We start from the raw sequence: 21,306 nt of genomic DNA on the forward strand, positions 1-21,306 counted from the left end.
GTCACACCTCCCTGGAGTCCGAGCCGGTGGCGATGTTGGCCGGCTCCCGCTCGGCGACCACGCGCGTGATACGCGGGCTCGGTGGTACCTGAAGATCCATCGGTGGCAGCGGGAAGCTCCCGTACGGCCGGCTGTCCACCTTTTCCTGCGTCGTCGGCTTCGGCTGCGGTCGGCGGCTGGGCCAGAACAGCGTGGCGATCAGCAGGATGCCGGCCGGGATGCCGACGGCGATCATCTTGCCGCGCGTGTCCCAGTCCTCGATGGAGCGCAGGCCCGACAGGACCAGGATCCAGACCAGGTTGATCGGCAGCAGCACCTTCCAGCCGAAGCGCATGAACTGGTCGTAACGCAGCCGAGGCAGCGTGCCGCGCAGCCACACGAAGACGAAGACCAGCGCGATCACCTTGCCGAAGAACCAGAGCATCGGCCACCAACCGGAGTTGGCGCCCTCCCAGATGGTGATCGGCCACGGCGCACGCCAACCGCCGAGGAACAGCGTGGTGGTGACCGCCGACATGGTCACCATCGCGACGTACTCGCTGAGCATGAAGAGCGCGAACTTCAGCGAGCTGTACTCGGTCATGAAGCCGGCGACCAGCTCGGACTCGGCCTCGGGCAGGTCGAACGGCGCCCGGTTGGTCTCGCCCACTGTGGCGATGAAGAAGATGATGAAGCTGGGCAGCAGCAGGATCGCGTACCAGCCGGGGGCGGGCAGGTCGAAACCGCCGATGCTCAGCTGCGTCCCGTGCGCCTGCTTGGCGACGATCCCGCTTGTGCTCATCGTGCCGGCGGTCATGAACACCGCCACGATGGAGAGCCCCATGGCGACCTCGTAGGAGATCATCTGGGCGCTCGACCGCAGGCCGCCGAGGAGCGGGTACGTCGAGCCGGACGCCCAGCCGCCCAGCACGATGCCGTAGACGCCCATCGAGGAGCAGGCCAGCAGCAACAGGACCGCCACCGGCACGTCGGTGACCTGCAGCGGCGTGTGGTGGCCGAAGATGCTCACCATCGGGCCGAACGGCACCACCGCCAGCGCGGTGACCGCGCAGATCACCGAGATGGTCGGGGCGAAGAAGTAGACGACCTTGTCGGCCGCCTTCGGCAGGATGTCCTCCTTGAAGGCCATCTTCAAACCGTCGGCGAGGGTCTGCAGCAGGCCGAACGGGCCGACCTGGTTGGGGCCGGGCCGCACCTGCATGTAGCCCACGACGCGCCGCTCGAACCAGACGCCGAGCAGGGTGGCCACCAGACCGAAGGCGAACGCAAAGACGATCTTGATGAGAACCAGCCACCACGGATCGCGACCGAAGTCGGCCAGCGTCGGGTCCTGGGCCAGGTATGACGGAGTCACTGGTTACCCCCGGTGTTGAGGAGCGGACCCGGGAGACCGGCCTCGTCCGCCGCCACCCGCCCGGCCGGAACGACCGCGCTCGGTGCGGGAACGGAGATCCGCACGACCGCGCCGGACGTCGCACCGAGGCTGCGTCGCACGGTCGAACCCGGTGAGTTGGTCGGCAGCCAGACCACGCCGTCCGGCATCTCGGTGAGCTCCGCCGGCAGGGTCAGCGCCCCCCGGTCCGTGCCCACCGTGACCGGGTCGCCATCGGCGACCCCGAGCGCCTCGGCGGTGCCCTTGCCCAGCCGCACCACCGGCGGGCGGGCGGTGCCGGCGAGGTGCTCGTCGCCGTCGGTCAGGGTGCCCAGGTCGACAAGCTGGTGCCAGGTGGCCAGCACGGCCTCCCCGGCGCCCGGGTGCGGCACAGTGCCCGGCGCCACCGACGGCGGGGCCGGCCGACGGGTGCGGGTCGCCGGCAGCGAGCCCAGCTCACGGCGCACGCTCGGCACGTCAGCGGTGCCGAGCCGCACGTCGAGCAGCGCGGCAAGCGCGTCGAGCACCCGCCCGTCGTTCATCGCCGCGGTCTGCAGCACCGCCTCGAACGGACGCAGCCGACCCTCCCAGTCCAGGAAGCTGCCGGCCTTCTCGACCACCGGGGCGATCGGGAGCACCACGTTGGCCCGCCGGGTCACCGCGCTGCCGCGCAGCTCCAGGCTGACCAGGAAGGGCACCGCGTCCAGGGCGGTCTCGGCGAGCCGCGGGTCGGCCAGGTCGGCCGGGTCGACCCCGCCGACCACCAGCGCGCCGAGCTGCCCGTTCGCCGCAGCCGCCAGGATCTGGTCGGTGTCCCGACCGGCCTGGCTCGGGATCACCCCGGCCGGGATGTCCCACGCCTCGCCCAGCTCGGCGCGGGCGGCCGGCTCGGTGACCAGCCGGCCACCGGGGAGCAGGTTGGGCAGGCAGCCCGCGTCGACCGCGCCGCGGTCACCCGCGCGCCGCGGCACCCAGGCCAGCTTCGCGCCGGTACGCCGAGCCACGTCCGCCGCGGCGGAGAGCCCGCCCGGCACGCTGGCCAGCCGCTCGCCGACGATCAGGATCGCGCCCGGCGCGCTCAGCGCCTCGGCGACCGTGGCGTGCTCGGCGAGCACGCTGGCCTCCTCGCCCGGCACCACCCGGGCCAGCTTGGCACCGAGCTTCTCCAGGCCCCGGGTGGCGAACGGCGCCAGCGCGTACACCGTCAGGGTCTTCTTCAGGTACGCCTTGCGCAGCCGCAGGAAGAGGATCGGGCACTCCTCCTCCGGCTCCAGGCCGACCAGCACCACCGCCGGCGCGTTCTCCACGTCGGTGTAGGTGACGTCGGTGACCCCGGCGACCGAGCTGGCCAGGAAGTCGGCCTCCTCGCGGGAGACCGGCCGGGCCCGGAAGTCGATGTCGTTGGTGTTCAGCGCCACCCGGGCGAACTTCGCGTACGCGTAGGCGTCCTCGACGGTCAGCCGACCGCCGGTGAGCACCGCAGTGCCCTGCCCGCTCTCGCGCGCCGCGTGCAGCCCCTCGGCAGCCACGGTGAGCGCCTCACTCCAGGACGCCTCGCGCAGCTCACCGGTCTGCTCGTCGCGGACCAGCGGAGTGGTCAGCCGGTCGGCGGCCCGGGTGTACTGGAAGCCCCACCGGCCCTTGTCGCAGTTCCACTCCTCGTTCACCGCCGGCTCGTCGCCGGCCAGCCGGCGCAGCACCTTGCCGCGCCGCCAGTCGGTGCGCTGCCCGCAACCAGCGGAGCAGTGCTCGCAGACGCTCGGGCTGGAGACCAGGTCGAACGGCCGGGCACGGAACCGGTACTGGGCACCGGTCAGCGCGCCCACCGGGCAGATCTGCACGGTGTTGCCGGAGAAGTAGGAGTTGAACGGCACGTCACCCGCGTCGCCCTCCTCGCCGTACGCGTCGTCCCGGTAGATGTTGATCTCCTCGGCGGACGACCGGCCCATCAGGTCGATGAACTTGTCGCCGGCGATCTCCTCGGAGAACCGGGTGCAGCGCTGGCAGAGCACGCAGCGCTCGCGGTCCAGCAGCACCTGGCTGCTGATCGCCACCGGCTTCTCGTACTCCCGCTTGTGTTCGTGGAAGCGCGAGTCGGTGCGGCCGGTGGACATCGCCTGGTTCTGCAGGGGGCACTCGCCGCCCTTGTCACACATCGGGCAGTCCAGGGGATGGTTGAGGAGCAGCAGCTCCATCACCCCCTCCTGCGCCTTCTTGGCCACCGGGGAGGTGAGCTGGGTGCGGACCACCATGCCGTCGGCGACGGCCTGGGTGCAGGAGGCGACCGGCTTACGCTGGCCCTCCACCTCGACCAGGCACTGCCGGCAGGCGCCGGCCGGTGCCAGCAGCGGGTGGTCGCAGAACCGGGGGATCTCGGTGCCCATCTGCTCGGCGACCCGGATCAGCAGCGTCCCCTTGGGGGCGGTGACCTCGACGCCGTCGATGGTGAGCGTGACGGTCTCGGTCTGCTTGGCTACGTCGGTCATTAGTGGGCTCCCACCAGCTGCTTGTCCGACAGCTTCGGCGCGGTACGTCCCTCGATGTAGTCGAGGTAGTCCTGCTTGAAGTACTTCAGTGACGAGGTCACCGAGCTGGTCGCACCGTCACCCAGACCGCAGAACGAGCGGCCGAGGATGTTGTCGCAGGTGTCCAGCAGGGTGTCCAGGTCCTCGTGGGTGCCCTGGCCGGCGAGGATCCGCCGGTAGACCCGGACCATCCAGTAGTTGCCCTCGCGGCACGGGGTGCACTTGCCGCACGACTCGTGGTGGTAGAAATCCAGCCACCGGTACGTCGCGTAGACCGGGCAGTCCTGGTCGGAGAAGATCTGCGTGGCCGTGGTGCCGAGGATCGAGCCGGCCGCCGCCACCCCCTCGAAGTCCAGTGGCACGTCCAGGTGCTCGGCGGCGAGCAGCGGGGTGGACGAGCCGCCCGGGGTCCAGAACCGCAGGTTGTGGCCGGGCTGCATCCCGCCGGCCAGCTCCAGCAGCTCGCGCAGCGTGACACCCATCGAGCACTCGTACTGGCCCGGGTTGGCGACCCGGCCGGAGAGCGAGTAGATCATCGGTCCGGAGGACTTCTCGGTGCCCATGCTCTTCCACCAGTCGGCCCCACCGAGCACGATCGGCGGCACGCTGGCGATCGTGCCGACGTTGTTCACCACCGTCGGGCTCGCGTACAGGCCGTGGGTGGCCGGGAACGGCGGGCGCAGCCGGGGCTGACCCCGGAACCCCTCCAGCGAGTCCAGCAGCGCCGTCTCCTCGCCGCAGATGTACGCCCCGGCGCCGGAGTGCACCACCAGCTCCAGGTCGTAGCCGCTGCCCAGGATGTTCCGGCCCAGGTAACCCTTGTCGTACGCCTCCTGGACCGCGTTGCGCAGCCGGCGCGCGGCGTGCACCGCCTCGCCCCGGATGTAGATGTAGGCGCGGGCGGCCCGGATCGCGTACGACGCGATGATGACGCCCTCGACCAGCGAGTGCGGGTCGTGGGTCATCAGCGGCAGGTCCTTGCAGGTGCCCGGCTCGCCCTCGTCGGCGTTGACCACCAGGTAGTGCGGCTTGCCGTCGCCCTGCGGGATGAAGCCCCACTTGAGACCGGTGGGGAAGCCCGCGCCGCCCCGGCCGCGCAGCCCGGAGTCCTTGATGAGCTGGATCAGGTCGTCCGGGTGGGCCTTGAGCGCCTTGCGCAGCGCGGCGTAGCCGTCCAGCTGCTCGTACGTGCCGATCCGCCAGGCGTCCGGCGACAGCCAGCGCTTGGTCAGCACCGGCGTCAGCTTGGCCAGCGTCTCCGGGCGGGGAGTGGTCACTTCTGGGCCCCCGTTTCGCTCGCGACGGTGGAGGTCGCGCCATCGGCGCTCGCCGACGCTTCGTTGAGGTTGCGCTCCTGCGCGCCGGTGGAGTCACCGGCCGGCTTGCCGTCACCGGCCGGCGCGTTGGTCGCCACGCCGGCGGCCTCCGCCTCCTGCGCGTCGCGCGGGGCCGGCGGCGAGGTCTCCGCCGGAACCTTGGTGCCGGGTGCGTCGGGCACTGCGGTCGCCGCGTCCGGCTGGCGGGTCTCGGCGGTACGTACCTGCGGCGACTTGTCGTCCGGCGCCTTCACGTCCGGCGCGGTGCTGCCGGTCGCCGCCGCGGCGGGAGCCGGCTGGCCGGCGCCGGCGTTGCCGGGCGTACCCGTCGGAGCGGACGCCCCGTCGCCACCCTTCACCGGGCTGACCTGCGGGGCGGGCGCCTCGGCCGGCTTCGCGGCGGCCTCGGCGGCCTTCGCCTTGGCGGCCGCCTTGTCCGCCTCGGCCTTGCTGCGGATCGGGGTGTTCGGGTCGAAGCCCGGCACCGAGACCCCGTGCTGCTGTGCCAGCCGCAACCCGCGCAGGGTGGGCTCGCCCGGCCCGCCGTCGGCGACCGCGCCGTCCCGCTCGTCGGCGAAACCGGCGAGCTGGACCGCCATCTCCTTGAGCGTGCAGAGCCGGGCGCCCCGGGTCGGCATCGGCCGGCCGCCGGCGCGCAGCTCATCGACCACACCGACCGCTGTGGACGAGTCCACGCCGTCGAAGAAGTCGTAGTTGACGGTCATCACCGGGCCGTAGTCGCAGGCCGCCAGGCACTCGGCGTGCTCCAGGGTGATCTTCCCGTCGGCGGTGGTCTCGTCGTGCCCGACACCGAGGTGCTCGGCGAGGGTGTCGTAGACCTCCTGGCCGCCGAGCACGTTGCACATGGTGTTGGTGCAGACGCTGACCAGGAAGTCGCCGGTCGGCTTGCGCTTGTACATGGTGTAGAAGGTGGCCACCGCGCCGACCTGGGCCTTGTTCAGCCCGAGCACCTCGGCGCAGAACGCGACACCGGCCGGAGAGACGTACCCCTCCTCCGACTGGACCAGGTGCAGCAGCGGCAGCAGCGCCGAGCGGGACCGGTCCGCCGGGTAGCGGGCGATGATCTCGCGCGCCCGCTCGCGAGTCGTTTCAGTGAAAGTCATCGGTCACAACCACCCATCACGGGGTCCAGCGAGGCGCCGCCGGCGATCACGTCGGCGATCAGGCCGCCCTCGGCCATCGCCGGGAGAGCCTGGAGGTTGACGAAGCTCGGTTCCCGGTAGTGCACCCGGTACGGCCGGGTGCCACCGTCGGAGACCGCGTGCACGCCCAACTCGCCGCGGGGCGACTCGATGCCGACGTACACCTGGCCCGGCGGGACCCGGAAGCCCTCGGTGACCAGCTTGAAGTGGTGGATCAGCGACTCCATCGACTGACCCATGATCTTCGCGACGTGCTCCAGCGAGTTGCCCATGCCGTCGACGCCGATGGCCAGCTGCGCCGGCCAGGCGATCTTGCGGTCGGCGACCATCACCGGCCCCGGCCGCAGCCGGTCCAGCGCCTGCTCGACCAGCTTCAACGACTCCCGGATCTCGGCGAGCCGGACCAGGTAGCGGCCCCACACGTCACCGTCCGGGTGCGTCGGCACGTCGAACTCGTACGTCTCGTAACCGCAGTACGGCATGGTCTTGCGCAGGTCCCAGGCCAACCCGGCGGAGCGCAGCACCGGCCCGGTGATGCCGAGCGCCACGCAGCCGGTCACGTCCAGCACAGCGACGTTCTTCGTCCGCTCGGTCCAGATCGGCTGGCCGGAGAGGAGGTCCTCGTACTCCTTGAGCTTCTTCGGCATCATCTTCAGGAACTCGCGGATCTTGACGATCGCCTCGTCCGGCACGTCCTGCGCCACGCCGCCCGGCCGGACGTACGCGTGGTTCATCCGCAGGCCGGTGATGGTCTCGAAGATGTCGAGGATGTACTCCCGCTCGCGGAAGCCGTAGAGCATGATCGAGATCGCGCCCAGCTCCATGCCGGTGGTCGCCAGCCAGACCAGGTGCGACGAGATCCGGTTGAGCTCCATCATCAGCACGCGGATGGTGGTGGCGCGCTCGGTGATGTCATCGGTGATGCCGAGCAGCTTCTCGACGGCGAGGGCGTACGCCGTCTCGTTGAACAGCGGCGCGAGGTAGTCCATCCGGGTCACGAACGTCGAGCCCTGGACCCAGTTGCGGTATTCGAGGTTCTTCTCGATGCCGGTGTGCAGGTAGCCGACGACCGAGCGGGCCTCGCGGACCGTCTCGCCCTCCAGCTCCAGGATCAGCCGCAGCACCCCGTGCGTGGACGGGTGCTGCGGACCCATGTTGACGACGATCCGCTCGTCGTTGATCGGGTCGGTGCTCGAGACGACCGTGTCCCAGTCCCCACCGGTGACGGTGAAGACCCTGCCCTCGGTGGTCTCGCGTTCGGTCGCGTAGTTCGACGTGGTCACTGGTAGGACCTCCTCCGGTCCGGCGGCGGGATCTCAGCGCCCTTGTACTCGACCGCCACGCCACCGAGCGGGTAGTCCTTGCGCTGCGGGTGGCCCTCCCAGTCGTCCGGCATGAGGATCCGGGTCAGGTTGGGGTGGCCGTCGAAGACGATGCCGAACATGTCGTACGCCTCCCGCTCCTGCCAGTCGGCGGTCGGGTAGATCGCCGTCACGCTGGGCAGGTGCGGGCTCTCCACGGAGACGGCGGCCTCCAGGCGAACCCGACGCCGGTAGGTCATCGAGGTGAGCAGGTAGACCACGTGCAGCCGACGCTCGTCGGCGCCGAGGTAGTCCACACCGGACACCGATGAGCACAGCTCGAAGCGCAGCGCCAGGTCGTCCCGCATCACCTGGCAGACCTCGGCGATCCGCTCGGGGCGTACGTGCAGGGTCAGCTCGCCGCGGTCGACCACGACCTTCTCGATCGCGTCGCCGAAGGCCGGGTACGCCTCCTCCAGCGCGTCGCGGACCTCGTCGAAGTAGCCGCCGTACGGCCGGGCGGCCTCCTCGATCGGCTGGCGCGGGCGGACCAGGCCGCCGTAGCCGGACACGTCGCCGGTGCCCTGGTTGCCGAACATCCCGCGGCCGGCCGGGCTGGCCGGCGGGTACTCGGCGGGGGCGGTGCCGCTGGCACCGGCCGGGGTGACCGGTACCGGCACGCCGCCGTCGTTGTTCCTGTCGTTCGGTGCGGTCACTTCGGGCCCCTGTGAGCGTGGAGGTGGTTCTGCGCGTTCATCCAGTTCTCGATTCGCAGCTGCTCCTCGCGCCCCTCGCGGACCGCCCGGGTCCACTCGGCACGCCGGGCCTTGTCGTTGCGGTACGAGGACGGCATGGAGCCGTAGGGCACGACCGGTACGTCGCCACGCTCCTGGCGGGCCGCCAGCATCTTGCGGCCGTTCGGGCCCAGCGGCTCGTACATGATCTTCTCGCGGAGCTTGAGGATCGCGTCGATCAGCATCTCCGGCCGCGGCGGGCAACCGGGCAGGTACATGTCGACAGGTACGACGTGGTCGACGCCCTGCACGATCGCGTAGTTGTTGAACATGCCGCCGCTGCTCGCGCAGACGCCCATGGAGAGCACCCAGCGGGGCTCCGCCATCTGGTCGTAGATCTGGCGCAGCACGGGCGCCATCTTCTGACTCACCCGGCCGGCGACGATCATCAGGTCGGCCTGCCGGGGCGAGGCCCGGAAGACCTCCATGCCCCAACGACCCATGTCGTAGTGCGGGCCACCGGCGGCCATCATCTCGATGGCACAGCAGGCCAGGCCGAAGGTGGCGCCCCACACGGACGACTTCCGGGACCAGTTGACCAGCTTCTCCACCGAGGTGAGCAGGACGCCGGCGGGAAGCTTCTCCTCGATGCCCATCTGACGTTCCTTCCTCAGTCCCAGTCCAGGCCGCCGCGCCGCCACACATAGGCGTACGCGACGAAGACCGCGACGATGAACAGGACCATCTCCACGAAGCCGAAGATCGGCAGGGCGTCGAACGAGACCGCCCAGGGGTAGAGGAAGATGATCTCGATGTCGAAGACGATGAAGAGCATCGCCGTCAGGTAGAACTTGATCGGGAACCGCCCGCCGCCTACCGGCTGGGGGCTGGGCTCGATGCCGCACTCGTAAGCCTCGAGTTTGGCCTTGTTGTAACGACGGGGACCAGCGAAGCGGGCGGCGCCAACGGAGAACAGCGAAAACGCCGCGGCGAGGGCAAACAGCCCGATGATCGGTGCGTAAGGCGAGAGCGACATCGTTTTCTCCTGCTCGTCCTTCCCTGCCCTCGGTGCTTGACGAAAATCACACTATTCACGTCCCTCGCGGGGGCTGCCGGCGGGGGTCGATCTCTGTCCGGTCCGGGGCTGTGACCAGCCCCGACACGGTCCATCTACACCGCTGGCGCTACCTTCGTCATCGCGTTGATGACCCGGTCCATCGCGTCCCCGCCACGCGGGTCGGTCAGGTTGGCCAGCAGCTTGAGTACGAAGCGCATCAGCGTCGGGTGCGGCATTCCGTGCTTGGTGGCGATCCGCATGATTTCCGGACGGCCGATCAGCTTCACGAAGATGCCGCCCAGCCGGTAGTAACCACCGAGCCGGGCCTTCAGCTCGTTCGGGTACGCCATCAGCGCCCGCTCCCGCTCGGGGCCGGCGGGCCGCGCGAGGGCCTGCAACGCGGCCTCCGCGGCCAGCTCGCCGGATTCCATGGCGTAGGCGATGCCCTCACCGTTGAACGGGTTGACCATGCCGCCGGAGTCGCCGACCAGCATCACGCCACGGGTGTAGTGCGGCACCCGGTTGAAGCCCATCGGCAGCGCGGCACCGAGGATCGGGCCGTCGGCGTTGGTCTCGTCGGTCATCCCCCAGTCTTCCGGGGTGTTGGCGAGCCAGTCGGTGAGCAGCCGGCGGTAGTTGGTCTTGCCGAACGCGGAGGACGAGTTGAGCACGCCGAGTCCGACGTTTACCCGCCCGTCACCGAGCCCGAAGATCCAGCCGTACCCGGGCAGCAGGTTGTCGCCGCTGTCCTTGCTGCGCAGCTCCAGCCAGGACTCCAGGTAGTTGTCGTCGTGCTTGACCGGGGAACGGTAGTAGCGGCGGACGGCCACGCCGATCGGCCGGTCCTCCCGCTTGGCCAGCCCGAGCGCGAGCGGGAACCGGCCGGAGACCCCGTCCGCCGCCACGACCAGCGGTGCGTGGAAGGTCGCGGGCTCCTTGCCCGGGCCCACCTCCGCCTCGACGCCGGCCACCCGACCGTCGCCGTCGAGCACCGGGCCCAGCACGTTGACGTTGGTCCGCAGCTTGGCGCCGGCGGCCACCGCCCGCTGGGCGAGCAGGTCGTCGAAGTCGAGTCTGGTGCGCACCAGGCCGTAGTTGGGGAAGCTGGCGAGCTCCGGCCAGTCCAGTTCCAGGCGTACCCCGCCGCCGATCACCCGCAGGCCCCGGTTGTGCAGCCAGCCGGCCTCGGGCGAGGTGTCCACGCCCATCCGGACGAGCTGGCGCACCGCGCGCGGGGTCAGTCCATCGCCGCAGACCTTCTCCCGGGGGAACTCGGTCTTCTCCAGCAGCAGCACCCGTACGCCGTGCCGCGCCAGGTGGTAAGCCGTCGCCGATCCACCGGGACCGGCGCCCACGACGATGACGTCGGCATCGTGTTCCACCGCGGTCATCCGCGCCTCCTCCCGCACGCTCGTGAAATGCTTCACAAGCCAGACGGGACGAGTGTATGACCGGCGTCATACCTGCCCAGGATCAGGGGTACCTAACTCGCCGATGTGACAGTCGATGACCGTCCACAGCAGCAGGTGTCAGGCCGGACTGGGCGCGTCCAGACCCGCATCGACCCGGATGGTCTCCGGCAGGTGCTCGCGTAGCGCGCCGCCGGCCGCCCGGTCCAGCGCGGCCAACACCTCGGCGACGACCTGCCGGACGTCCGCCGGATCGGCGCCCGCCAGCGCGCGCAGCTGCGCGATGAGTTCGGCCGCGTCGTCGTCGGTGGCGGCCACCGGGTCCGCCGGCTCTGCTCGGGTCATGCGGACGAGCGTACGGCGCAAAGTGGACTAAAGACCGATATTCACGAAACCTGAATATTGTCGGTGTCGGGCAGCTGCGAGGGCAGGGCTACTCCCGGATGCCCCGGTGCAGGGCCACCACGCCACCGGTCAGGTTGCGCCACGCCACCCGTCCCCAGCCCGCCGCGGCGACCCGCCCGGCCAGCGCGGCCTGGTCCGGCCAGGCCCGGATCGACTCGGCGAGGTACACGTACGCCTCGGGGTTGCTGGACACCGTGCGGGCCACCGCCGGCAGCGACCGCATCAGGTACGACAGGTAGACCGTCCGGAAGGCGGGGTTGACCGGGGTGCTGAACTCACAGACCACCAGCCGCCCACCGGGCCGGGTCACCCGGGCCAACTCGCGCAGGGCCGCGTCGGTGTCGTTCACGTTGCGCAGCGCGAAGGAAATGGTCACCGCGTCGAAGCTGGCGTCGGCGAACGGCAGCCGCAGCGCGTCTCCCGCCAGCAACGGCACCTCGGGCCGGGCCCGCTTGCCGGCGTGCAGCATGCCCAGGGACAGGTCCGCGCCGACCGCGTACGCCCCGGACTGCGCCAGCTCCCGGGTCGAGACGCCGGTGCCCGCGCCGACGTCCAGCACCCGCTCGCCCGGTCGCAGCCCCAGCGCCGCCCGGGTGGACCGACGCCAGGACCGGTCCTGGCCGAAGGAGAGCACCGTGTTGGTCAGGTCGTATCGCTCGGCCACGCCATCGAACATCGCGGCGACCTCGTGCGGCTGCTTGTCCAGGCTGGCGCGCTGGCCCTGAGGGGTACGGCTCACCCCTCCACTCTGCCAGCCGTCCGCCGCCGGACGGTCGCTGGGTGGCGTGGCAGGGGTCCCGGCACACGAAGAGGGCGGGGGGTCGCCCACCCCGCCCTCACGTCGTGCCCGCGTCAGTCGGTCGACTTCTCGTCGCCCGGAGCGACCAGGACGACCTTGCGTCGGCGGGAGAGCACCAGCAGCGCCCCGCCCGCGAGCAGGATCATCCCGCCGATGCCGCCGATCAGGCCGACCTGCACACCGGTTACCGGCAGCCCACCGTCGCCGTCGCCGTCGCCGCCGCCGCCGCCACCCGCGCCCGGAGACGTGGTCGCACCCGGCGTCGTCGTACCGCCCGGGGTCGTCGTGCCGCCCGGGGTCGGCGTCGCCGTCACCGTTGGCGTGGGGGTCGGGGTGAGCGTCGGCGTCGGGGTCGGGGTGGGGCTCGGGGTGGGCTGCGCGGTCAGGTCGACGAACACGTCGAACTGCGCGAGGTTGTCCCCGTGGTCGGTCTCGGTGAACGCCCGGCGCTGCACGCTGGTCGCCGCCTGCGGCTGCTCCTCAGGGCTGCCCGCAACGGCGTCCAGGCCGGCGGCGAAGAGGAACCCGGGCCGGAGCACCGGCTCGGTCACGTCCGCGCCGACCTTCACCCGGACGTCGGCGGTGTAGAACTGACCCGGCTTCAGCACCACGCCGGAGTCCTCGCAGTACGCGTTCGCCAGACCGTTCAGCGGCTGCTCCACGCAACCCTCCGGCAGCTCGGCGAAGGTGACGCCCGCCGGCAGCGTGAAGCCGTACGCCAGGCCCGTGGCCTTGCGGCTGCCGTCGTTGTAGACCGCCCAGTCCAGCGGGGCGGTTTCGCCGAGCCGGACCGGCTCGCGGCCGGCCTCGCCCGTCTCGTCACCGTCCACCACGACGTCGGCATGGACGTCCTGCACCCAGGTGGTCAGGTCGTAGCCGGGCTTGGCGACGGTGATCTGGTGCTCGACGGTGTTGTCGTCGGTGACGGGATCGGCGGTGGCCGAGCTGACGGTGACCACCAGCGTGCCGGCCGCGCCGCGACCACCCGTCGAGAACAGCGGGATGCCGAAGTCCTCGGTGGTGCCGGCGGCCAGGTCGCCGAGGAGGCAGCTGAAGGTGGTGCCGGCGACCTCGCAGCCGTCCCAGGCGAGCACACCGACCTTGCGGTCCTTCAGGCCCTTGGTCTCAACCGTGACCCGGACGTCCTTGGCGTCGACCGTGCTCCTGGTGTTGTCCACCTGGAACTTGAACGGCTTGGCCTTGGCTTCCTTGACGCCCTTGGCCAACTCGTAGCTGAGCGGCTTGAGGGCCAGGTCGGCCTGGTCGGCGGCCTGGGCCGGGGCGGCCACGGTGGCCAGGCCACCGGCCGCGAGCAGGGCCACGACGCCGGCGCGGGCCAGGGCCGAGCGGTGGAACGGTGTCATCGGTCCCCCGGGGGTAGGGAAGAAAGAATGGTTGCAGACCGAGCGGACGCTATCGAAGGTCGATCTTTCGCGCCAGCAGGCGGGGCCGCTTTCATCCGTCCGGCCGAAAGCGAGCAGACGGTACGGGCGGAATGGTCACCCATCCCGCCCGTACCGCCGTGCGTTATGTGAACGGCCCGCACGGGCCGATGGAGGACCGTCTCGCGCCGTCGCGCGACCCGCACCATCAGACCATCCGCCACCAGCACTGTCGTACCGATTCCACCGATCCGCACCCATCGACGCTGGCGAGCGGTCGCCGGTGTGGATCGTGCACCGATCATGCACCGTGGCGAAGGATATGAGGCGGCACGCTAGCCGCGCACGATGAACTCCACCACCCCGGGCCGGCAGCTTGGCCGCCGCAGCGGCCGGGACCACCCGGACCGCCGAGGCGGCCGGGCGGGAGCACGAGCCACGATCAGCCGAACGGCCGGGCTTCGACCAGGATCAGTTGACCTCGACCAGCGGCAGGGACCGGCCGGCACCGCCGCCGGGCAGCGCGATCGAGGAGAAGTGCGAGACCACCCGGTCGTCGGTCGGGTCGTCGGCCGGCGTGAGGTGCACGGCGAGCCGGTTGTAGAGGGTGTCCCGCTGCGCCGGGATCCGGTCCGCCGAGCGGATCATGCCGATCAGCTCGTGCAGGTTGGAGCGGTGCCGCGCGCCGGCCGAGGAGATGACGTTCTCCTCCAGCATGATCGAGCCGAGGTCGTCGACGCCCATGTGCAGCGCGAGCTGCCCGACGTCCTTGCCGGTGGTCAGCCAGGACGCCTGCAGGTGCGGCACGGTCTCGAAGAAGAGCCGGGCCACCGCGATCAGCCGCAGGTACTCCAGGGTGGTCGCCTGGGTGCGGCCCTTGAGGTGGTTGTTCTCCGGCTGGTACGTCCACGGAATGAAGGACCGGAAACCGCGGGTGCGGTCCTGCACGTCGCGGATCATGCGCAGGTGCTCGATCCGCTCCGCGTGCGTCTCACCGGTGCCCATCATCATGGTCGCGGTCGACTCGATGCCCTGCCGGTGGGCCAGCTCCATGACCTCCAGCCAGCGCTCGCCCGACTCCTTGAGCGGCGCGATGGCCCTGCGCGGCCGCTCGGGCAGCATCTCCGCGCCGGCACCGGCGATCGAGTCGAGGCCGGCGGCCTTGATCCGGGCGATGGCCTCGTCCAGGCTCACCCCGGAGACCTTGGCCATGTGCAGGATCTCGCTCGGCCCGATGGAGTGGATGACCAGCTGCGGGTACGCCTGCTTGACCGAGGCGAACAGCTCCTCGTAGTACTCGACGCCGTAGTCCGGGTGGTGCCCGCCCTGGAGCATCACCTGGGTCGCGCCCAGCTCGACCGCCTCGCCGCAGCGGCGCAGGATCTCCTCGGTCGGGTGCGTCCAACCCTCAGCGTGCTTCGGCGCCCGGTAGAACGCGCAGAACTTGCACGCCGTCACGCAGACGTTGGTGTAGTTGATGTTGCGATCGATCAGGTAGGTGACGACGTTGTCCGGGTAGCGCCGCCGGCGCACCGCGTCCGCCGCCTCGCCCAGCGGGTGGAAGGGCGCCTCGGTGTAGAGCAGCAGTGCCTCCTCGGGCGTGATCCGCCCGCCGTCCGCGCCACGCTGCAGGATGTCGTCGATCTCCCGGCTCACCGTCACACCCCGAGCCTACGTCGCCCGTTCACGGGCCCACACGCCACTCCGGCTCCGGTGACGAGCGCCCCAGCCTCGGGCTCGGTCCATCCCCGGACTCGCCACCGGCAGCCCCACACGGCACGCACCCGGGCCAGCACCCTACTGCTGTGCTGGTTCAGCTCCCGAGCAGCGGCGCGCTCATGCGTCGTAGTCGACCGTGAGCTTGTCGGTGGTCGGGCTGGACTGGCAGGTCAGGACGTAGCCGGCGGCGAGCTCGTCGGGCTCCAGGGCGTAGTTGCGGGCCATCGTGACCGCGCCGTCGACGACCTTCGCCTTGCAGGTCGAACAGACACCACCCTTGCAGGCGTACGGCAACTCACCGCGCACCTTCAGCGCGGCGTCCAGCACCCGCTCCTCGCGGCCCATGGTGAAACTCGACGACCGGCCGTCCAGCACGATGGTGACCTCGGACCCGGCGCCCGCCTGGTCCGTGGGACGGCGCACCGGCTCCGGTGGCTCGTCGACGTGGAACAGCTCCGTGTGCACCGCCGACTCGGGCAGCCCCCGCGCGGACAGCACGGCCCGGACGTCGACCACCATGCCGTACGGGCCGCAGAGGAACCACTCCTCGATCGCGTCGCCCGGCACGATCGTGCCCAGCAACCGCCCCAGCCGCTCGGCGTCGATCCGCCCGGAGAGCAGCGGCGACTCGCCCTGCTCCCGGGAGAGCACGTGCACCAGGTGCAGGCGGGTGGGATACCGGTCCTTCAGGTCCGCCAACTCCTCGGCGAACATCACAGTGTTCGCCGTGCGGTTGCCGTACACCAGGGTGAAGGTGCTGGCCGGCTCGACGGCCAGGGCGGTCGCGACCAGCGCGAGCACCGGGGTGATGCCGGAACCGGCGACGACCGCGCCGTAGTGCCGCACCCGGTCCGGGGCGAAGGCCGTGGTGAAGGTGCCCAGCGGCGGCAGCACCTCGACGGTGTCGCCACCGCGCAGCGCGCCGCAGGCGAACGCCGAGAAGGCGCCGCCGGGGACCTCCCGCACCCCGATCCGCAGCCGGCCGTGCCGGGCCAGGTCGTCCGGTCTGGAGCAGATGGAGTACGAGCGGCGCACGTCCGTGCCGTCCTCGGTCACCCGTCGCACGGTGAGGTGCTGACCGGCGCGGAACGCGAAGGTGTCCCGCAGCTCCTCCGGTACGGCGAAGGTGACCGCCACTGCGTCGTCGGTGAGCCGGTCGACGGCGGCGACCGGCAGCGGGTGGAAGACCGGCCGGCGGCGGACCGGCCGGGTGATGGTGACTGTCACAGCGCCTTCAGGTGGTCGAAGGGTTCGGAGCAGGAACGGCAGCGCCACAGCGCCTTGCACGCGGTGGAGCCGAACCGGCTGACCTGCTCGGTCTCCGGCGAGCCGCAGTGCGGGCAGCGGACCGCGAGGGTCAGCGGCACCACGCCGGCCGCGGGCACCGGGGCCGGCGGGGCGATCCCGGCGGCGGCGAGTTTCGTCCGCCCGCTGTCGGAGATCCAGTCGGTGCTCCACGATGGGCTGTAGACCGTGCGGACCTCGGCGTCCGGGTGACCGGCGACCGCCAGCGCACGCCGGATGTCGGCCCGGATCACGTCCATCGCCGGGCAGCCGGTGTACGTCGGGGTGATGGTGACGGTGACCCGGCCAGTGGCCGGATCCTCCTCGACCGCCCGCAGGATGCCCAGCTCGTCGATGGTGATGACCCGGATCTCCGGGTCCACGACGCTGGCCGCGGCGGCCCGCGCGCTCACCAGTTCGCTCCGGGATGCGCGCGGTGCAGCACCTGCATCTCGGCGAGCAGGTACGACAGGTGCTCGGTGTGCACGCCGGTCCGCCCGCCGGCGGGCGCCCAGCCGCCCTCGGGCCGGGTGAGCGTCGCCTCGACCAGCACCGGGTTGACGGTGTCGTCGAACGCCGACCGCAGGGTGGCCGGGTCGACCGGCGCCGCCGGGTCGGCGGCGAACAGCTCGTGGGTGTACGGCCAGACCTGGTCGACGGCCGCCTGCATCCGGCGGTGCGACTCCTCGGTGCCGTCGCCGAGCCGCTTCACCCACAAGGCGCCATGGTCCAGGTGGTACGCCGACTCCTTGCGTGCCTTGGCGCCGATCGCGGCCAGCCGCTCGTCCCGGCACCCGGCCAGCGCGGTGTACAGCGGCAGTTGGTACGCCGCCAGGAAGAACAGCTTCGCCATGGTCACCGCGAAGTCGCCGTTCGGCAGCTCGACCAGGAGCGCGTTGCGGAACTGGCGGTCGTCGCGCAGGTAGGCCAGCGCGTCCTCGTCCCGGCCGGCGCCCTCCAGCTCGCCCGCGTACGACAGCAGCAGGCGGGCTGCGCCGAGCTGGTCGAGGGCGATGTTGGCCAGCGCGATGTCCTCTTCCATCTCCGGCGCGCGAGTGGTCCACTCGGCCAGCCGTTGCGCGGCGATCAGCGCGTCGTCGCCGAGGGCGAGCGTGAAGTCGACAGGCCCGTTCACAGGTGGGCCACCCCGTCCGGCACCTCGTAGAAGGTGGGGTGGCGGTAGACCTTGTCGGCGGCCGGGTCGAAGAACGCGTCCTTCTCGTCCGGGCTGGACGCGGTGATGGCACTGGCCGGCACCACCCAGATCGACACGCCCTCCTGCCGCCGGGTGTAGAGGTCCCGGGCGTTGCGCAGGGCCAGCTCGGCGTCGGGGGCGTGCAGGCTGCCGACGTGGGTGTGCGACAGCCCGCGCCGGGCCCGCACGAAGACCTCCCACAACGGGGTGTTCTCGGTATTCACGCCGCCACCTTCTCCCTCTGTCCAGCCCGCTTGGCGGCGTACGCCGCGGCGGCCTCGCGCACCCAGGTGCCCTCGGCGTGCGCGGCCCGCCGGCGCGCCATCCGCTCCCGGTTGCACGGCCCGTCGCCGGAGATCACCCGCATCAACTCGTCATAGTCCGGCTGCGTGTAGTCGTACGCCTGCCGCTCCTCGTTCCAGCGCAGGTCCGCATCGGGGATGCGCAGCCCGAGAACCTCCGCCTGCTGGACGCACATGTCCACGAAGCGCTGGCGCAGATCGTCGTTGGAGAAGCGCTTGATCTTCCAGGCCATCGACTGCGCGGAGTGCGTGGAGTTGCCGTCCGGCGGACCGAACATGGCCAGCGACGGGTACCACCAGCGGTCCACCGCGTCCTGGGCCATCGCCTGCTGCGCCGGGGTGCCGTGGGCCAGGGTGTGCAGGATCTCGTAGCCCTGGCGCTGGTGGAACGACTCCTCCTTGCAGACCCGGATCATCGCCCGCGCGTACGGGCCGTAGGAGCAGCGGCACAGGGGCACCTGGTTGACGATTGCCGCGCCGTCCACGAGCCACCCGATCGCGCCCATGTCAGCCCAGGTCAGCGTGGGGTAGTTGAAGATCGAGCTGTACTTCTGCCGCCCGTCGAGCAGCAGCCGGACCAGCTCGTCCCGGCTGATGCCGAGGGTCTCGGCGGCGGCGTACAGGTAGAGGCCGTGGCCCGCCTCGTCCTGCACCTTGGCCAGCAGGATGGCCTTGCGCTTGAGCGAGGGCGCCCGGCTGATCCAGTTCCCCTCCGGCTGCATGCCGATGATCTCGGAGTGGGCGTGCTGGGCGATCTGCCGGATCAACGTCTTGCGGTACGCGTCCGGCATCCAGTCCCGCGGCTCGATCTTCTGCTCCGCGTCGACCACCGCGGTGAAGTACGCCGCCAGGTCCTCGTCCGGCGCGGGCCCGTCGCGCCGCTGCCGCGCGGCGGCCGCGCGTAGCTCCGCCTCGGCTGCCTCGACCTCGCCGAGCAGGCCGCCGCCGGTTGCGTCGTCCGGGGCGGAGAAGTCATTGCCATACATGAGGACAAGTGTTACAGCTTGCGCCGCGATGCACCAGGGGGTGTAACAGGAAACCCGAGTCACGTTCGGTCACCCATGGGCGCTTCCTTCTCACCCAGGGCGACCGGGTCGGCTATGACCTGGCTCACTCGGCAAAGGTGAATCCGCCTAGAAGCCTCATACCGGCGCGACATCCCCCCTTTATCGCGCTTTGCCAGGTGTCGAGCTCTGGCGGTCGACCGGTCCGGACGTAGACTTCTGCCGGTCACACGATCGGCTGCCCAGAATCGCCATCTCCACAGAGGCCACCTCCCCCGGCCTCGGCGATCGCACCGGTCGACCCGGACAACAAGCCGGTCCCCCCGGCCCTGACATCTGGAGCTCACCCAACTCATGCGATCCCGCGTGATCATGGTGTTCGCCGTCGTGGCGGTCCTGCTCGGTGGCGTCCTACTGGTCCCCGCCGCCTACGCCCGGCTCGCCGGCGACGACAGCGGCGGTGGTGGAGGCGGCGCCGGTAGCGTCGCCGCGCCCGCACCGACCCCGCCGCCACCGCCCACACTCGCCGCCGGCCCGGTGTCGGTGACCTTCAAGGGCGAGTTCTTCTCGTGGGCCCTGATGGACCGGCGGACCGGCAAGATCTCCGGGTCGTCGAACATGGCCTCGACCAGCTCCACCGAGTCGATGATCAAAGCCTGGATCGTCTCCGACTACCTGCGGCAGCTCAAGGACAAGGAGCCGACCGCGGCGCTGAAGGAAGCGGCCCGGCTCGCGATCATCGACAGCAACGACACCGCGGCCAACAAGGTCCATGCCGCCGCGGGCGGCTCGTACAAGCCGTCAAAGAGCAGCAAACCCGACGCGGTGATCCAACGCGCGATCACAATCTGCGGGCTGACCGACACCAAGCGCGGCAACGTCGAGCCCTACACCGGCTACTGGAGCTTCACCCGAATGTCCCCCCGCGACGCGGTCCGGCTCGGTGACTGCATCGCCGACGGCAAGGCCGCCGGCCCGAAGTGGACCAAATGGGTGCTGGATCAGATGAGCAAGGTCCAGGGCACCACCGCCAAAAAGGACCAGAAGCGTGAGTCCGGCGGTGGCCGCTGGGGCATCATCAACGGCCTGCCAAAGTCGATCACCGCCCAGGGCCCGGTCAGCATCAAGAACGGCTGGACGCCGATCAACTACGACGGCAACTGGCACGTCAACTGCCTCGCCGTCAACGGCAAGTGGAGCCTCGCGGTGATGCTGCGCTACCCGATCAAGAGCGGGCTGGACTACGGCGCCCAGGTCTGCGCGAGCGTGGCCACCCAGCTCGTCACCCCGCAGCCCGGCGCCGCGTTGAAGGTGCCGCAGCAGCCGGTCGGGAAGCTCTGATGGCCGGTAACCGTCGGGCCGACCGGCGCGGCGGCCGCGATGCATCCCCTCTGCGGCTGATCGCGATCGCGGTCATCCTGATCGGACTGGTCCTGGTGTCGCTGCGGCTGCTGCCCGGGTCACCGTTCGAGTCGGCTGCCGCCGTCCGGTGGGGCGACGCCGACACGACCGGCGACCGGTCCAGCGGCGCGGCCACCAACCGCAGCGCCCGTCAGGCTGCCACGCCGCCGAGCGCCAGCCCGAGCCCCTCGCTGGAGCCGCTGCCGTTCCAGGCCAAGGACCTCAAGCTCGACATCGAGGGCTGGTACTCCTGGAGCGTGCTCGACCGCCGCACCGGGAAGATCATCGGCTCCAAGAACATGGACGAGACCAGCACCACCGCGTCCATGATCAAATCCTGGATCGTCGCCGACTACCTGCGCCGCACGGCCGACGCCGGCGACACCCCGAGCGACGCGAAGCTCGCCGACGCGACACGGATCATCCGGGACAGCGACAACACCCGAGCCGAGCAGTTCTACAACTCGGTCGGCCGCGCCGCCTCCATCCGGCGGCTGCTCTCCATGTGCAAGCTGACCGACAGCAGCGCCGCACCCGACGGCGGCTGGAGCCGCACGGCGCTCTCCCCCCGGGACACCGCCCGCCTGGGCAACTGCATCGCCGACGGCACCGCCGCCGGGCCGAAGTGGACCAAGTGGCTGCTCAACGAGATGAAGCTGGTGCGCGGCGCCGGTGACTTCGGCATCCGCAAGGCGTTCCCGGCCGCCCAGCAGAAGCAGATCGCCATCAAGAACGGGTGGATCGACCGGACCAGGGAGCAGGAGATGCACATCAACTGCCTGGCCATCGGCGCCACCTGGACGATGGGCGTGATGGTCAAGTACCCGATCAACATGGGCTACGACTACGGCATGAAGAACTGCGAGAAGATCACCGAGGCGCTGCTCCTCCCCGGCGTCTGACCCACGCCCACCGCCGCGCCGGGCGGGCTGACCCAA

General features: G+C 70.8%; 20 protein-coding genes. 2 read left to right on the forward strand and 18 right to left on the reverse strand.

The window, feature by feature from the left end:
- Window position 1: 1 nt before the first annotated feature.
- The 18 genes from nuoH to paaA all read right to left on the reverse strand — a co-directional run bounded on the left by nuoH (window position 2) and on the right by paaA (window position 18,949).
- Window positions 2-1,354 carry an NADH-quinone oxidoreductase subunit NuoH gene (nuoH, locus tag GA0070607_RS10875; RefSeq protein ID WP_089018097.1) on the reverse strand — a complete coding sequence of 451 codons (1,353 nt, stop codon included), beginning with the start codon at window positions 1,352-1,354 and terminating at the stop codon, window positions 2-4.
- Window positions 1,351-3,858: an NADH-quinone oxidoreductase subunit G gene (locus tag GA0070607_RS10880; protein WP_089018098.1), complete on the reverse strand. Its 2,508-nt coding sequence runs from the start codon at window positions 3,856-3,858 to the stop codon at window positions 1,351-1,353. The genes nuoH and GA0070607_RS10880 overlap by 4 nt, the downstream gene beginning before the upstream one ends.
- Window positions 3,858-5,174: an NADH-quinone oxidoreductase subunit NuoF gene (gene nuoF / locus GA0070607_RS10885; RefSeq protein WP_089018099.1), complete on the reverse strand. Its 1,317-nt coding sequence runs from the start codon at window positions 5,172-5,174 to the stop codon at window positions 3,858-3,860. Before nuoF ends, GA0070607_RS10880 begins: the two co-directional genes overlap by 1 nt.
- Window positions 5,171-6,337 carry an NADH-quinone oxidoreductase subunit NuoE gene (gene nuoE, locus GA0070607_RS10890; RefSeq protein ID WP_089018100.1) on the reverse strand — a complete coding sequence of 389 codons (1,167 nt, stop codon included), beginning with the start codon at window positions 6,335-6,337 and terminating at the stop codon, window positions 5,171-5,173. The genes nuoF and nuoE overlap by 4 nt, the downstream gene beginning before the upstream one ends.
- The gene (locus GA0070607_RS10895) at window positions 6,334-7,659 is read right to left on the reverse strand and encodes an NADH-quinone oxidoreductase subunit D (protein ID WP_074316043.1); all 1,326 of its coding nucleotides are present in this window, start codon (window positions 7,657-7,659) and stop codon (window positions 6,334-6,336) included. The genes nuoE and GA0070607_RS10895 overlap by 4 nt, the downstream gene beginning before the upstream one ends.
- Window positions 7,656-8,393, reverse strand: a complete 738-nt coding sequence (locus GA0070607_RS10900) for an NADH-quinone oxidoreductase subunit C (protein WP_089018101.1) — start codon at window positions 8,391-8,393, stop codon at window positions 7,656-7,658. The genes GA0070607_RS10895 and GA0070607_RS10900 overlap by 4 nt, the downstream gene beginning before the upstream one ends.
- The gene (locus GA0070607_RS10905) at window positions 8,390-9,067 is read right to left on the reverse strand and encodes a NuoB/complex I 20 kDa subunit family protein (protein WP_074316038.1); all 678 of its coding nucleotides are present in this window, start codon (window positions 9,065-9,067) and stop codon (window positions 8,390-8,392) included. The genes GA0070607_RS10900 and GA0070607_RS10905 overlap by 4 nt, the downstream gene beginning before the upstream one ends.
- A gap of 14 nt (window positions 9,068-9,081) precedes the next feature.
- Window positions 9,082-9,447 (reverse strand): NADH-quinone oxidoreductase subunit A, encoded by a 366-nt coding sequence (locus GA0070607_RS10910; RefSeq protein ID WP_007454588.1) that lies wholly within the window; start codon window positions 9,445-9,447, stop codon window positions 9,082-9,084.
- A gap of 134 nt (window positions 9,448-9,581) precedes the next feature.
- Window positions 9,582-10,859 carry a geranylgeranyl reductase family protein gene (locus GA0070607_RS10915; RefSeq protein ID WP_089018102.1) on the reverse strand — a complete coding sequence of 426 codons (1,278 nt, stop codon included), beginning with the start codon at window positions 10,857-10,859 and terminating at the stop codon, window positions 9,582-9,584.
- 138 nt (window positions 10,860-10,997) lie between these two features.
- On the reverse strand, window positions 10,998-11,222 hold the full coding sequence (locus GA0070607_RS10920; protein WP_089018103.1) for a hypothetical protein: 225 nt from the start codon (window positions 11,220-11,222) through the stop codon (window positions 10,998-11,000).
- A gap of 88 nt (window positions 11,223-11,310) precedes the next feature.
- On the reverse strand, window positions 11,311-12,021 hold the full coding sequence (locus GA0070607_RS10925; protein ID WP_089018104.1) for a demethylmenaquinone methyltransferase: 711 nt from the start codon (window positions 12,019-12,021) through the stop codon (window positions 11,311-11,313).
- Window positions 12,022-12,134: 113 nt separating this feature from the next.
- Window positions 12,135-13,445, reverse strand: a complete 1,311-nt coding sequence (locus tag GA0070607_RS10930; protein ID WP_089018105.1) for an LPXTG cell wall anchor domain-containing protein — start codon at window positions 13,443-13,445, stop codon at window positions 12,135-12,137.
- A gap of 489 nt (window positions 13,446-13,934) precedes the next feature.
- A complete protein-coding gene (mqnC, locus tag GA0070607_RS10935) occupies window positions 13,935-15,125 on the reverse strand; it encodes a cyclic dehypoxanthinyl futalosine synthase (protein WP_089018106.1) in 1,191 nt (396 codons plus the stop codon).
- A gap of 174 nt (window positions 15,126-15,299) precedes the next feature.
- Window positions 15,300-16,409 (reverse strand): 1,2-phenylacetyl-CoA epoxidase subunit PaaE, encoded by a 1,110-nt coding sequence (paaE, locus tag GA0070607_RS10940; protein WP_089018107.1) that lies wholly within the window; start codon window positions 16,407-16,409, stop codon window positions 15,300-15,302.
- The gene (gene paaD / locus GA0070607_RS10945) at window positions 16,406-16,882 is read right to left on the reverse strand and encodes a 1,2-phenylacetyl-CoA epoxidase subunit PaaD (protein WP_089021782.1); all 477 of its coding nucleotides are present in this window, start codon (window positions 16,880-16,882) and stop codon (window positions 16,406-16,408) included. The genes paaE and paaD overlap by 4 nt, the downstream gene beginning before the upstream one ends.
- The gene (gene paaC / locus GA0070607_RS10950) at window positions 16,876-17,601 is read right to left on the reverse strand and encodes a 1,2-phenylacetyl-CoA epoxidase subunit PaaC (protein ID WP_089018108.1); all 726 of its coding nucleotides are present in this window, start codon (window positions 17,599-17,601) and stop codon (window positions 16,876-16,878) included. The genes paaD and paaC overlap by 7 nt, the downstream gene beginning before the upstream one ends.
- Window positions 17,598-17,885 (reverse strand): 1,2-phenylacetyl-CoA epoxidase subunit PaaB, encoded by a 288-nt coding sequence (gene paaB / locus GA0070607_RS10955; protein ID WP_089018109.1) that lies wholly within the window; start codon window positions 17,883-17,885, stop codon window positions 17,598-17,600. Before paaB ends, paaC begins: the two co-directional genes overlap by 4 nt.
- The gene (paaA, locus tag GA0070607_RS10960) at window positions 17,882-18,949 is read right to left on the reverse strand and encodes a 1,2-phenylacetyl-CoA epoxidase subunit PaaA (protein WP_089018110.1); all 1,068 of its coding nucleotides are present in this window, start codon (window positions 18,947-18,949) and stop codon (window positions 17,882-17,884) included. The genes paaB and paaA overlap by 4 nt, the downstream gene beginning before the upstream one ends.
- Before the next feature lie 372 nt (window positions 18,950-19,321).
- On the opposite strand from paaA, the gene GA0070607_RS10965 reads away from it, so the two are divergent.
- Entirely contained in the window at window positions 19,322-20,308 is a 987-nt protein-coding gene (locus GA0070607_RS10965; protein WP_089018111.1) for a serine hydrolase, read from the forward strand.
- Window positions 20,308-21,270, forward strand: coding sequence for a serine hydrolase (locus GA0070607_RS10970; RefSeq protein WP_089018112.1), 963 nt, complete (start codon window positions 20,308-20,310; stop codon window positions 21,268-21,270). Before GA0070607_RS10965 ends, GA0070607_RS10970 begins: the two co-directional genes overlap by 1 nt.
- Window positions 21,271-21,306: the final 36 nt, after the last annotated feature.

It is taken from the genome of Micromonospora coriariae (assembly GCF_900091455.1).
GTDB lineage: Bacteria > Actinomycetota > Actinomycetes > Mycobacteriales > Micromonosporaceae > Micromonospora > Micromonospora coriariae.

What these genes read in the sequence shown, in the direction of transcription:
- paaA (WP_089018110.1), bottom strand. Translation starts at nt 18,949, where the DNA reads ATGTATGGCAATGACTTCTCCGCCCCGGACGACGCAACCGGCGGCGGC.
- GA0070607_RS10910 (WP_007454588.1), bottom strand. Translation starts at nt 9,447, where the DNA reads ATGTCGCTCTCGCCTTACGCACCGATCATCGGGCTGTTTGCCCTCGCC.
- GA0070607_RS10970 (WP_089018112.1), top strand. Translation starts at nt 20,308, where the DNA reads ATGGCCGGTAACCGTCGGGCCGACCGGCGCGGCGGCCGCGATGCATCC.
- GA0070607_RS10920 (WP_089018103.1), bottom strand. Translation starts at nt 11,222, where the DNA reads ATGACCCGAGCAGAGCCGGCGGACCCGGTGGCCGCCACCGACGACGAC.
- GA0070607_RS10915 (WP_089018102.1), bottom strand. Translation starts at nt 10,859, where the DNA reads ATGACCGCGGTGGAACACGATGCCGACGTCATCGTCGTGGGCGCCGGT.
- nuoE (WP_089018100.1), bottom strand. Translation starts at nt 6,337, where the DNA reads ATGACTTTCACTGAAACGACTCGCGAGCGGGCGCGCGAGATCATCGCC.
- GA0070607_RS10880 (WP_089018098.1), bottom strand. Translation starts at nt 3,858, where the DNA reads ATGACCGACGTAGCCAAGCAGACCGAGACCGTCACGCTCACCATCGAC.
- GA0070607_RS10905 (WP_074316038.1), bottom strand. Translation starts at nt 9,067, where the DNA reads ATGGGCATCGAGGAGAAGCTTCCCGCCGGCGTCCTGCTCACCTCGGTG.
- GA0070607_RS10965 (WP_089018111.1), top strand. Translation starts at nt 19,322, where the DNA reads ATGCGATCCCGCGTGATCATGGTGTTCGCCGTCGTGGCGGTCCTGCTC.
- GA0070607_RS10930 (WP_089018105.1), bottom strand. Translation starts at nt 13,445, where the DNA reads ATGACACCGTTCCACCGCTCGGCCCTGGCCCGCGCCGGCGTCGTGGCC.